Origin of the sequence: Paenibacillus lentus, from assembly GCF_042714055.1 — a bacterium.
Taxonomy (GTDB): domain Bacteria; phylum Bacillota; class Bacilli; order Paenibacillales; family Paenibacillaceae; genus Fontibacillus; species Fontibacillus lentus_A.
Window position 1 is genome coordinate 418,584 of record NZ_JBHGVC010000001.1, and the last position, 13,136, is coordinate 431,719.

At 43.7% G+C, this 13,136-nt stretch carries 10 protein-coding genes and 1 pseudogene; 1 reads left to right on the top strand and 10 read right to left on the bottom strand.

The annotated features are described in order from the left end of the window. Window positions 1–35: 35 nt before the first annotated feature. Genes ACE3MQ_RS01740 through ACE3MQ_RS01750 form a run of 3 tightly spaced genes read right to left on the bottom strand, consistent with a single transcriptional unit; the run spans window position 36 to window position 8,068 of the window. Window positions 36–3,281, bottom strand: a complete 3,246-nt coding sequence (locus tag ACE3MQ_RS01740; protein WP_379389967.1) for a hypothetical protein — start codon at window positions 3,279–3,281, stop codon at window positions 36–38. A gap of 17 nt (window positions 3,282–3,298) precedes the next feature. Continuing rightward, the gene (locus tag ACE3MQ_RS01745; protein WP_379389969.1) at window positions 3,299–5,401 is read right to left on the bottom strand and encodes a hypothetical protein; all 2,103 of its coding nucleotides are present in this window, start codon (window positions 5,399–5,401) and stop codon (window positions 3,299–3,301) included. A 21-nt stretch (window positions 5,402–5,422) separates the two neighbouring features. After that, complete coding sequence (locus tag ACE3MQ_RS01750) at window positions 5,423–8,068, bottom strand: DUF6603 domain-containing protein (protein WP_379389971.1); 2,646 nt, start codon at window positions 8,066–8,068, stop codon at window positions 5,423–5,425. A gap of 346 nt (window positions 8,069–8,414) precedes the next feature. Between ACE3MQ_RS01750 and ACE3MQ_RS01755 the strand changes: the two genes are divergently transcribed. After that, a complete protein-coding gene (locus tag ACE3MQ_RS01755; RefSeq protein WP_379389973.1) occupies window positions 8,415–8,927 on the top strand; it encodes a DUF3231 family protein in 513 nt (170 codons plus the stop codon). Window positions 8,928–8,994: 67 nt separating this feature from the next. Here ACE3MQ_RS01755 and ACE3MQ_RS01760 read toward each other — a convergent pair whose 3' ends face one another. From ACE3MQ_RS01760 to ACE3MQ_RS01790, 7 genes and pseudogenes are all read right to left on the bottom strand, one after another. Next, complete coding sequence (locus ACE3MQ_RS01760; RefSeq protein ID WP_379389975.1) at window positions 8,995–9,909, bottom strand: tyrosine-type recombinase/integrase; 915 nt, start codon at window positions 9,907–9,909, stop codon at window positions 8,995–8,997. A gap of 343 nt (window positions 9,910–10,252) precedes the next feature. Beyond that, window positions 10,253–11,122 (bottom strand): aldo/keto reductase, encoded by an 870-nt coding sequence (locus ACE3MQ_RS01765; RefSeq protein ID WP_379389977.1) that lies wholly within the window; start codon window positions 11,120–11,122, stop codon window positions 10,253–10,255. Then, window positions 11,106–11,498 (bottom strand): ArsR/SmtB family transcription factor, encoded by a 393-nt coding sequence (locus ACE3MQ_RS01770; protein WP_379389979.1) that lies wholly within the window; start codon window positions 11,496–11,498, stop codon window positions 11,106–11,108. The genes ACE3MQ_RS01765 and ACE3MQ_RS01770 overlap by 17 nt, the downstream gene beginning before the upstream one ends. A 306-nt stretch (window positions 11,499–11,804) precedes the next feature. Next, window positions 11,805–12,206, bottom strand: coding sequence for an alpha/beta fold hydrolase (locus ACE3MQ_RS01775; protein WP_379389981.1), 402 nt, complete (start codon window positions 12,204–12,206; stop codon window positions 11,805–11,807). 311 nt (window positions 12,207–12,517) lie between these two features. Then, the gene (locus ACE3MQ_RS01780; protein ID WP_379389983.1) at window positions 12,518–12,613 is read right to left on the bottom strand and encodes a MerR family DNA-binding transcriptional regulator; all 96 of its coding nucleotides are present in this window, start codon (window positions 12,611–12,613) and stop codon (window positions 12,518–12,520) included. A 53-nt stretch (window positions 12,614–12,666) separates the two neighbouring features. After that, window positions 12,667–12,828, bottom strand: a pseudogene (locus ACE3MQ_RS01785) (acyltransferase); the annotation flags it as partial. Further along, entirely contained in the window at window positions 12,810–13,082 is a 273-nt protein-coding gene (locus ACE3MQ_RS01790; RefSeq protein WP_379389985.1) for an LbetaH domain-containing protein, read from the bottom strand. The gene ACE3MQ_RS01790 and the pseudogene ACE3MQ_RS01785, both read right to left, overlap by 19 nt. Window positions 13,083–13,136: the final 54 nt, after the last annotated feature.

Sequence of the window (13,136 nt, forward strand, 5' to 3'; positions counted from 1 at the left end):
AACAAAAAACCTGCTTTCGCAGGCTTTTTGGACTATTATTTTAACTTCAGCCTGTACATCCCTTCTCTTATGGACGGCAAATCCCTGGTCGGTGGATCTTTCTCGTCCTGTTCTTGAATGGTGTATTCTAGCCATTCATCAGGCTTATTCCTAGATCTTTCAATCCATGACCATTTGGTTTTGTTGCTATTCGGAAGCGGCAGAAGCAGGCTCGTCTCATTCATTTCATTTACGGTCTCTACTGTCAGCAAAGGGCCTGTCGTGAAATAAACTTCCATATTTTGCAGAGCTTTCGTCCGAAATTTCTCCTTCAACGTTAAATCCTTAACTGGCAGAATTCCAGAGGTAGCATGTGCAGCCGCGAACGGATCCATCAGAAGGGTTACGTATGCTTCATTATGGGGCTCCTGGAAGCTTAATCTAAGGTAATGAGCATTTTCATGCTCACTTCGCTTTGTTCCGATCTGTTGGACATAGTTCGATTGTTGGTTATTCGGTCTATAAACCGAATAAAATCGATCATAGCGATCCCCTATAAAGTATCCAAGCACTCCATCCTGTTTAAGGTGAAGATTGCCGAGTTTAATTTCGTACTTTTGCCTTAAGTAATTTTCATTTCTATCACGGGGGTATACGCTCCCAGCTGAATATACGGGTAATCCCTTCAGTTCCAATGATAGTTTAGCCCGTACAAGGACCAAAGGCCGCCCCATAAAAGCCGCCAATACCTGCTCTGCTTCATGCTGCTTGGGGTCTATAACCCATAGCGTGTCATCAATCACTTTGAGAAAAGTAGCAAATTCATCTCCGCCTGCAGCGATCATTCCGCGAATAGCGCTCCGAAGGTGAGTATGGGTACTGCTTAAGGCTAGACTATTCCTAATTTGGGGCGCATCCTCCCACTTTACTATTTTCTCGCCCTGCAGATTCTCCCAAAGCCGGAGATGTCCCAACGGGGTGCCATCTGGATCGTAAATAGACAAGCCTCGGTTCATATGATTGGGTATCACCCATCCGCACACCGGGTTAGCGAATTGTATGGAGTGCTCGGCATGCTCAGGTTCTGCAGTCACCAACTGAAAATTAAGTCTTGTACCCTGCACCAGTCTTGGTTTCAATTCAACCTCGCTTCCGCTGGAAACCAGGGGGCGCACTGATTCTGCAATCATATGGCGTTGTCCAATCGGCACAATATCCAATTGGCCAAATCCATCCATGACTTCTAAGCGGGTAACGCGAAGTTTACCGCCCCGAATGGGCTGAAATGTTGCCTCATCAGGATGAGCTGCAGCGCTTGGATCAGGCATGCTGCGAAATTCCGAGCCTAATATTTTGTCAATCACGAAATCAATTTCTCCAAAGCCTGGGACGGGGTGGATGCGATCATCTCTTTGCAATAGCTGTAGATGAAATCCGCCAAGCGATTGCGAAAGAACGTCCCAATGATCCAGTTTCTCGATGAATTTGACTACGTCTTCTGCAGCCTTCTCATCAGGATGCTGCTTCGCATAATCCTGAAATCTGGACTTCAGAGAGAAGATAGCATGCGGACTCAAAATTGTCCGGCCTTTTAACCGCTGCATGGATGTCGCTGTTCCATTCTCCATATGCCGGTCGTAACCATCGAATGTCCAATTATCACCGAGATAAGGAACCTGCTCCCACTCTACCTCCCATTCCAAAAACAACGGCAGCCATGGTTGTCGCCATGTCTCGGTTAGTGTCGAATCATTTAATCGATTTACTAGTAGGCTGGCAACATGCAAAGGGAGCTTTGATAAATCCATTGTAGGCCATTGTGGCTCAGCATCCACATCATATTCGAATATCGAGCATTTTAGCATACCGGCCATAAACTGATGAGATGCCTTCTGAAATCCTGTGATCATCACGACGGGATCATGAGGTGCCCAGTATCTTGGCATCTCTAAGCATTTAATAATTCTCTTGGAACGGTGTCTCCGTAATACTTGCTCTAATCTTTTTTTCCTTGCTGAACATGCTTCCCTTAATTCCTCGACATAAATTTTACTATCATGAGCCTTGTTAATGTAGGCTTCTAGGATATTTTCCGGCACGATTCTTCTGTTCCACTTCCACCAAATCTCATAGAGCATTTGCAGGAATGAAGAGTATTTACGAGCCTCTGAATCGTACCATTGTTGACAGTCATTCAATTCCGCGAGTAATGCATCTTCTTCTTGAATTCCATCGATTATTGTTTGGGGTAAGGAAGAAGAGGTACTACCTTCAGGCTCAACCAGTTCCCATAATGTTCCGCCTGGGGAGGATCGATAACCGTACCGATGAATTTGATGCTCGAGGCGTTCTTCTTCGCCTGGTTCTTCAAAGGAGCGAAGCAGATCATACTGCAAGGCTTCGACAATATGATCGATCGCTTCCTCCTTGCGAGGAGTACTATGCTTAAATGAACCAAGAAGCTCGGAAATGGCATCGACGGAAGTTTCCGCGATTATTACATGGCGATTCGGATGATGCGCAGCATGACGATATGCAGGATTTCCCTTCCTGCTCCATGTTACCTTCTGAATTTGTCCTTTTAACACGATTTGATCTGCGAATAAGGCAGTCTGATCAGGAACCGACCAATCAAAGGAACGCAGCTTTTCCTCAAATTCCGGCATCGAATGGACGCCGTGTAAAGGATCATATAGGGGATTGGCAAACCATCCCAGTACGATATAATCCAATTCCAGTTCATCCTCTGTGAGATCTTCCAGTTTATCTACTATAGAGAAGACATTCTCACAGCTTGGCTGATATATGGAGAATGTCAGATCTCCCGATCCCATTGCCGTGAGGAAAAGCGCTTTGTTCGAATCGGTTTCAGACCAGGCACCAACTCCATCAACCACCTTTCCGATCTTAGTGGATCGAATGTGCCCCCCCTGCTCGGCACGATAAGGGCTGCCAGAAGGAGAATGCAGCTGATCGCTCTCCACGATCCATGAATGAATTTTCCGCTGATTCGTAGGGCCGCTTAGGCGAAGAATCACCCAGCGATTCGGTACGACAGGATAGGCCGACTCCACCTCGTCCCCGTTTGGCTTCAAGAAATAATCAGGCAAAATCCAATGCAAATATATGCCTTGCTCCAAGGACTGAATTTTGCCGCTAAATGCCTCCGGCTCTGCCGTCAAAAAATGATCCAGCTGTTCGTAATCTCTTTGAAATCGGCGATTGGCTTGATGCTGTTCAACAATAGGATCCACGGCTAATGCATGTAATACCATTGGAACAACCAGCGTATTTGAATTCATCTCATCACAACCATTCTTCAAGATATGGTAATTACGCCCCGATCAGCTCCATTAATCAACTGCAGCATAAAAGTAACGGGGTTTAACTCAATGTTTATCCCTGTTAGATCGGAAATTCGGGACTGTAAATGGAGCTGCATTGCCGTGATATCAATCAGCCCACTGGGTGAAATGAATCCTTGAATGGAGGTCTCTCCATTAGGGATGATCTTCCCAAATTCGGAAGAGGTTACATTTCTCAGCCCAATGGTGTAGTCCGTATTCATTCCATAGGTGAGATCATCTTGATCTTCCGTAATCGTAATCATGTCAGGCACCTCATCAAACAGACAGAAGAGAATGTTATCCCGCCTATCATCCGATAGCAAGTTTAGCCTTCTTCCCTGTCTCCAGCCTTCAACATGAACATCCGGCCAGCCGGATATAAGCGCCGAACGGAGAATTATGCCGAATACGGGAATATCTATATTTGCTGTATAATCCCAACGGATATGGCGATTGATGATCTCATCCAAATCTGTCTGAATGCCTATGCTGAATATGCCATCGAACATCGCCTCAATCCATGTAGGGTCGACATGAAATAAGCGAAATGCTTCCATTGGCAGCATATGTTCATTAGGTATTAAGTACATTATAGGCATATCGGAAAACTTGACTCTATTACCGCACCAAGTTGTACCGTTGTCATAGAGAGAAGACTTTCCCTGCTGTATGGATTGGATCAATTCGCCATCATTCGCGGCACGGCGAAGCCTAGCTATCGGATCAGGGCGAGATAGCAGACGCTCTCTTCTCCACGCAGTCCGCTGCTGAGTGGGCACGACAGTATCCGCATTAAAGGACAATGCTCTGTCCAATAATTTAGACCAGTTTAATATTCGTTGATTTAGTTGCTGATCGATAGAGCTGCCTTCAAAAGCCGAGGCTTTATCTAAGGAGCGCACCCACCATTTCCTTGCCTGCAGCAATTCTTTAATGAAGCTTGAATCCTGCAGGGCGAGCGCCTTTCCGATTTCGCTACTTACGCTCCATGTCGTGTCCAGGACACCCTCATCAGGATCATATATTAACAGCTCGTTTGAAGTATAGTGCGGTTTGCTTGCTGGTTTCTCCATCGTCTCCGAGACGGGGATGAACGGCCCGCGGTACCATGTCAAGGTTTCTTCGCCGGAGCGAGTATGGTAATTGAGCGGGACATAGCCATCGAGAAGACGTTCGCGATCAGCTTCAGGGATTTGCTCAATCAGCGATCTGGGAAGTCGAAGCCAAATATCATCGGGCTGAGCGATTGCGTTTTTTAGCATATTTTTGAGGAGATCCCTGAATGATTCGCCTGTTTGGTTTATCGTTGTAAACGTCCAGTAGTGCAGGCAGGCAAGCCTGATTTTAGATTCTGGTCTTGTCGTCGGCATCAGGAAATCTTCCAATCCCTCAAGCGAAACCAAGTAGCAGGCATATCTCTGCTGGTGGATCTGAGGGTCACTGATTATCGGAAAGCGACGCGCTGTTATGATCGCCTTTCCCTGGGTCGCACTCTGCTGTAATCTTGCGGAGGCGACCCAGCGTAAATCATCTGGTTTGGGAAAATGCGTCTGAAACATCTCGACAGACAATTCAATGTATTTGCAAGATTGTGTAATGTCCTCTATTTGTTGCAAATCGATTTTGGGAACCGCTATATCTTTGGATTTCGTTAGAAACTCTCCAATGGAAGCGGTAATAGGAGTCCCATCTCCTTGCCATTCATTCTCCTGAAGCACAAGCAAGGAGAGCCATGGAAGATCGTCTGATTTAGGGATTGAAGTGTCTAGCTTGCGTATCCAAGGTAAATGTGGATTATTCAACTGAATATAAGGCAGTACGAATTCGAATAATCCTGAATGACCTGGAGGCGGATAGCTATTCCCCAGATCAGTTGGCTGGAGTGAGAACTGAGGACCGCTTACGGTAAAATTCTTCTGTCCGTTGGCTGTCAAATCGTCAAGCAAAGCCCCGGACGGATCAAATACCTGTTGGGTAAACTCCATTTGGTATAGTCCGGCTCGCAGGGTAGGCTCAAACTTACTATAAAGATCCGCAATGTCCGTATAGCTGCGTTTTTGACGTTGGGCACACATCTTGTAGCTACCTCCAACTTGTTATGTCATGATAAATGGTGCTTCTGAGTACAACTGGGCAGCATCCCTGGCTAATATGCGAAGCGGATCATTGCTTCCGCTGTAAATTCCTGCTTGTGTCAATACATGGATCATTCGCTGCCGCTCACTTTTAACCGGATCATTGTTTATACGGCTAAGCGTTGTTAAACGATCCGATAAGACATCGGAGGGTTCACCTGGCACCTGTCTTGTATTTATGGCCTGAATGGCTGGCTGCTCTCCAAGAGGTTCAATTCCGATTTCCCCATGAAGGTCAATGGAACCATCGGGTTGTATTGCAGGAGCAACGGGCTGAAAAGCCAAACCAACCGTTTGCTGAGTGAGTTTTGAGCTTGGACGAAGTGAGGCTACAGGCTCGCCCCATAACGCTTCAGGCACGAACATTTCAAGTTCTTTAACATCCCATTCATTATGTTCCCACGTACTTCCTGATGATTGTACGCGAATATATAAATGAGAACGATATGTGCCAGGGCAGCTGCTGCCGCATGGAAGTGGGCGGATATGCAGCTCCGGTCGGTTTGTATCATGAACTGTATCGAAACAATCGTATGAGGTGATTGGAATTCCTGATTCAATCGTGAATGAGAAATCATCCGGTCGGATAATCCATCTATCAGCATCCTCGCGAATAAGGCCCTTTTTGACCTGAGCTTGAAGATAGCGCTCTCCTCCTGGTAAGGCTTCACGAAGCTTCTTCGGACTGCTCTCGTGCAAACCGCCGCTTCGTTCTTTACCAAATCCAACTGTCATTCGCAGCGACTTGTAACCAAAGCTCACCTTGCCTCCGGTCGGCGTTCCCCACAGTTCCAAATTGGCACCGATTTCGAACGAAGCGGAGACACTTCCGATATATTTGATCTTTATTCTTGCACTGCCCTTAATGGTAACTCCAATCGCCACATCAAAATGAAACGGCTCCCACTCAACCAATACATGTGCGTATGCGGTTAAGGAGATGCTGGCATTGTTGCCGCCGTAGGTTAACTCCAGATTCCCTCCACCCATCAGGCAAGAAGGAGTGAGGGCAAAATAGGATTGTCCTTTTATCGTTCCTCCATGGATCGGCCAATTGACGCTTACCCTCCCTAGGGCAGGATAATGGGAAGGAACCTCAAACTGTGGATGGTATCCTCCAGCTGATAAAATAAAATCTCCCTGCTGGGGGCCTTCATACCATGACCAAAAGGCAAAATCTCCTGTTAGCTTGCAATCCGGATCAAATAAGTAAGAATTTGAGGTGATCTGTGCCGAAATGCCAACAAACCCCTCTTGAGGCTTCCATGATCCTTTATACTGCAGCTCAATATAAACATAAGGATTCTCGCGTGGAATCTTTAATTCGGAGAAACCTAAAATCAGCATCTCAAAGTCATGCTTAAATTGCGCAATGAGCAAGGCATGGGATTCAATAAACTGAAATGTCAAAAAATCTATTCCTATCGCAAGCCAATTTGAACCCACATTGTCCTGAATCCAACCGGCTTCCAAGGAGGCTAAGACTTGTTCGATGTCATTGCTGGGCGGCTGCAGCAGCGGGAATTCACGAACCTTATCGATCGGCGGTTCAATGAATTGCTTATTGATTCCAAACCCAAAACCAAGCCCTGTTACGTATAAATATGGCGGGCCCCCCAAATGCTCCTTCACGCTGGCGAATACAAATAAAGATTCGGTACCGGTACGCTCTGCATAAGAGCCTATTGCCACGAGCGTCCTTTGGATCAGTTCGACTATCGCTACACCGCTGTATTCATCGTCATCCCGCAGCAAGCCTCCGCTGATTTCCAATATATCCGGCATATCGTAGGACAATCCTAAACTATCCAGCCATGTTTTTGGGAGCCACTGCTTGAAGGGCGAAGTCACTTTTAAGTCGGTTAGAACTAACTTTACGCTAGAGACAGACAGCACTGCCTCAATGTGAAATTGAAATCGTTTTGCTTGCGTATCGTAAGATAACCCGACCTTGCTAAGGGTGAGGGGACCAAAAGTGTATTGCGCTGGATACCATACTTCCAATCTATAGTCGGCATCAGACAAGCTGGTTAGTGACTGGTTTAAAAAGCTGCTATCGCGAAAACCCAAAAATTGCGATATGGGATGGATATAATCTCCGATTTGAAACTGACCCATCAAGCGAAGTCCAAAATCAAGATCTAATTCTGGAAGCTTGTACTGATCTCCGCCTAATTCGGACACTATTTTAGTGTTCCAATCCTGGACTGTACTTACTGTAAGCGAATCACTGGCGAATACAAGCTCATCGATTTTCAGATTTATAAAACTTAGCTCCTTATAGGCTTTTCCGAAAATTTTGATGTCCGATAACGAGAATATACGTTCTAATTTGATGGTAAAGGCAAAGCGATACTCTACAGAAGTAGATGAGATGCGCTCGGCAAACAAGACGATTTTACATGGATGGTCATTAGAATATTCGCTAATATCTGCAGTCAAGATGATTTCATCGGGTAAATCAACAGCCGTACTTTTACAAATATTAGTTAAATTCAATTCATAAAATTCAGCTGGAACATTTAATGGGATCGTCGGATCCAATATTTTTAGCTGATGCAGCACATTTTGAAGCAGACCATCATCTACGGGCACGCAGGCAACCATTTTTACACCTCATTCCTTCCTGAAAATAACGTTAATTTATTGTTATCTCACAATCCTTTTACTATTCAGTACATTTTGGCCGTTGAACATCTGATCAATTGAACTAAAAAAGCCTGCTTACGCAGACCTTTTTCTCACTACATATTTTTAAGGCGCTAATAAGCGTGGTGGGCATAATCGCGCGCAATCAGAAACGCCAGCGTTCCACGGATAGCTTTCCTTGCTGTTATTCTTGTCTTCTAAAGCACTCCCGTCGATTCAAGAACGAAGTTTAATTATATAAGAATAAATCAAGTTCCTTCGGCAAATAATGACTGCAATACATTTTAAGGAGAGAAATTGGCAGATGGGAATACTTAGTGGAAATCCAAAAGACGAGCCCATGCATTACGGCGAAATCTTCAGCGTATGGCAGGCATCCATGATGGCCAAAGGAATGGTGTCATGCTATCAGGCATATCATAATCATGCAGGCGATGAAGAGTTAAAGCAGATTTTACAGGATCTCACAGATCAAGCTAAACTAGAAATCAAAGAATGCGACGCCCTCCTGACGGATAACGGAATTGCCCCATCCCCCACATTGCCGGAAAGACCACCCGTGAAGCTTGAAGATATTCCTGCAGGTGCAAGATTTATGGATCCAGAGATTGCCGCGAAAATTGCCGCAGATACAGCATTAGGCCTTGTCACTTGCAGCCAAATTATGGGACAGTCCATTAGGGAAGATATCGGAGCGCTATTTGCCAAATATCATCTTACGAAAACGGCTCTAGGCGTGCGAATTCTGCAAATGAACAAAGAAAAGGGCTGGCTGATCCCTCCTCCTCTACAGGTAAAGAGACCTATAGAAGAATAAGGATTTGATCACAATTAAAATCCCACGTAGCGTGGGATTTTTAATGTCTACAGCTTATGATGCTCAATCAAACCTTCGGCACCTCAATCGTCGTCATGGCGCTTCGCTTTTGCTCGTCATTGATATGCGTATAGATCATCGTCGTTTCAATGGAGGCATGACCCAGAAGCTCCTTTACCACGCGAATATCGACGTTGTTTTTTAGCAGCATCGTAGCAAAGGAGTGCCGCAGCTTATGGCAGGATAATTTCAAATCGCTCAACTGCGGATGATCCTGCTTGAAGGCATCGAAGACGCTCGTAGCGATCTTCTGAATCTGACGGATCGATAGTCTTCTCCCCTTCTGAGACACGAAAAAGGCCTCTTCTTTCGAGCTATAAGGCTGAATGCGTTCCTTTTCCACTTTTTCAAGATATTCCACGACCAAATCAGGCAGCGGGATCTCATTCCATTTCCGGCCCTTCCCTAATACTTCGAGCGTTCCCTTTTCTTTTTTAAAATGGGACAGATTCATTCGGTGCACCTCGCCAACCCGCAAACCGCAGTAGCCCATTAACAGAAAAATAGCTAAATTCCTATCACGATAACGACCTTCCACATAGGTAAGTACCTTTTTGAGTTCCTCTTCTTCCAAATAGGCCGGAATTTTATTCTTCTCCGTCTTCGATTTCTTAACCTCTAGCGCAGGATTTCTTGTGGCCAGCTCAAAATCAACCAACGACGCGTAAAAGGAACGGATTGCGGATAGCGTCCGATTCCTCGTCTTGTCGCCAGCCGATTCTTGTTTGGATACCAGATAGCTGACCACGTTCAATTTCCCCGCCTGCTGAACCGGCAGTTCATTCAGAGAGTATAAATAATCATACACTTCTCTCATATACTCTTTTCTCGTTGCTTCCGTGTACCCCGACTGCTTCATCCAAATCGTAAAGGCCTGAAGCGGTTCGGCGTAGATTTCTTCTATGTCATATTTAGTAGTCAACGCAATCCCTCTTAAAAGAATAATTAGTTCGATCTCAGCTTGAAAAACTGCCTTTTTGGCTAAAAATAAAATGGATAACTGGCAAGCATTCCACAAACAAATCGCTTAAAAACGAAAGTGCGCAAAATACGTGTTTGGCGTACTTATTATAGCACGTATGTTCCCTAAAGGGAAACCGCCAACTTCTCTTAAGGCAACATTTTTTATTCAATGGACTGGTAAATGTGGAAGATGTACCGTTTATAAAAAGGTTGCACTGGAAACTGTCGATCTTCTTCGGGCTGTTTTTTTGAATAATAAAAACGCTAAATTCCGCATTGGGTATTAAAATTATTTATTGAACTTACTTAATGAAAATTTTCATCAGTACATTGTAAAATGGATTAACAATGTAACCAGTGGGATTTATCGAATATCTTCTACCCGTGTTGAGTTGGTTGATTTTCTCCATTTCTTCACTGGATAACGTAAAATTAAAGATATCGCTGTTTTCTTTAATTCTTTTTGGATTTGATGATTTTGGAATAATAATAATTCCTCGTTGGAGATGCCAACGTAGAATGACTTGAGCTACAGTTTTCTGATGTTCATGGGCAATGATTTTTAATTCCGGATGTTCTAGCAACGCTTTATTCCCTTGCCCCAACGGACCCCAAGCCTCATGTAAGATGTGGTGATTCTTGAGGTAATCATGAAGTTCATTTTGCGGAAACTCCGGGTGAGTCTCAATCTGGTTAATCATCGGTGGGATTTTGGAATGTTTCATGAGTTTTTCAAGGTGCTTAATTTCAAAATTCGCAACCCCAATAACCTTGATCCTTCCTTCCATGTACAACTCCTCCATTGCTTTCCATGTTTCCAGGTAATGAGGTGAAGCAAAATGGATGAGGTACATATCAAGGTATTCTACATTCAGCTTTTTACAAGTTTGTTCAAAAGCTTTCTTAGTAGCTTTGTAACCATGATCCGTATTCCACACTTTTGAAGTAATAAAAAATTGATCTCGAGGAATCTGGCTTTTTTCAATGGCTACGCCTAACTCTTTTTCATTTCCATAAATTTTTGCAGTATCAAAATGGCGAAAACCTATCCGGATAGCCTCACTAATAGCCGTTTCAAACTCTTCCTTTTTCTTTATTTTATACACCCCGAAACCTAATTGAGGGATTTTTACGCCATTAACGGCTTCCACTACCTTAGTTTCTACAGTCATTTTCATCCTCCGTTCCTTTTGACTGATATAAAATAGTGCCTGCTTCACATTTCAAAAATATTTTCTCGATCTGATCAACGAGATTTTTAAGTGATTTAAGCTTGCTTTTTGAGTCCAAGTGATAATAATTCATGGTTCCCTCTTTATGAACATTAATGATCTTTGCATCCTTTAAAATTTTTAAATGATGGGATACAGCTGGGCGTGAAAGATGTGTTTTTGCCGTAATCTCTCCCACTCGCATACCGGGATGTTGTAGTCCTTGCATGAGGGTAATAAGGATGGCTTGCCTGGTTTGATCCCCGATCGCAAATAATATATCCTGATTTTTTTTAAATTCGTATACTAGATTTTGTTCGTTCTCCTGATTAATCATTTTTCCTCTCCCTATAAGATGGTTTATATTTTTGAACCAATAGAATATTTTTCTCTAAAGAATTTCAGAAACTGCCTTTTTCTATTTGGATGAATGAATTAATTCTTTCGACGAAATAAGAATACCAAGGTTCTTATTTTTATACCACATCGGGAAAGAAAATCGAGATCATTGATTTTTGAAACCATCAAACTTGCCATTTCGTTGGTATTTGATAACTGGTTTAAACATAATGCCTAGTTCTAAGTAGGTAAACACGGCTATAACTGTTACGGAATGTTAAAAAGGCTACTGCTTGCAGATTTGTTACCGTGGAAATTGCTGTGATAAAAAGGCAGAAAGTATCCATATTTCATCGTACATCGCTACCTTTCGTACTTTGACGCCCAGCCGAAGCGCAGCCTCAAACGCCAACACAGCACCCGAAGAATGGCCGTATACATACGCTGTGCCGCCGGCTACATCGATCATGGCTTCAATATCTTCGATTTCACGCTCCAGCGAATAAGGCAGCGTATTCCCGCTATCACCGCGTCTGCGTCGATCGTAATTATAGACCGTAAAGGATGTGGCAAATACTTTGGCATCTTGCACGACCGGCTTAAAAGAGCGGTAACAGGAAGCTCCCGTGATGTAAATGAGCGCCGGATCGCTGCTATAGTCATCATACGCTATGGTTATGCCATCTTTTGACTGCGTTGCGTTCATGATCATGCCTACTTTCTTATTCAGAGTTGAAGGTATAGGTTTATAGATGTTGGAGGCTAACAACCACAACGGGCCATCTAACTAACTGGCGGGTATGTACGGGCCAGGTGTTTTGATCGTGCCATCCTTTCGTGCACTCAAATTTTCAAACACATTAAAAGTTCCTCTAGGGCCTTTTTTGATATGCTCTCATACAATGTAGCCACATTTGTGTTAAAATCCTACAATGTAGTCACTTTTGTGCCCATTTTCTAATGACACAATTTTGACTACATAAAATAAAAAAAGCCCGATAAATCAGGCCTTTTAGCTTATTTAATGTGTCCACATTTGTGTTTTTCATAGTAACGAAGTGTATGCTCACTAGTTCCTAATATGCGAGCCATTTCTCCGATTCGATAAGACATGTGTTCCCCCCCCGTTTATTTTACTTTTGAAAGTATCTCCTCGAATGAAACCATTATTTTTCAATGGTTTTAATGACCTTTGCCGGTACGCCTGCACCAATTGTATAATCAGGCACATCTTTTGTAACTACAGCTCCGGCCGAAACTATTGAATTTTCACCAACCGTTACACCGGGCATAATGGTAGCTGCAATCCCTATCCATGCCCCCTTTTTATAATAATTGGTTTTGAAACGGTTGATCTTCTTTGAGTTGGAGATAACGGATGATTGATTGTCACAAGATTTACTTTGGGAGCAATTAACACCTTATCTTCAATTGTGATACCTCCCCGTTCTCTTACTTTATTTTTGTTGTGATAACCCATATTTAACTCTGCAATTAGCTTTTGTGCGCGTTCAATAGCATCAGCGATTTTATGAAATTCAGGGTCACGAAGTGAAATGACCTCACCTGAACGATCTTTCAAAAATGTCTTTGTTCATCATATCCGCTCCTCGGAATTTTTTATGGTTAATGAGAA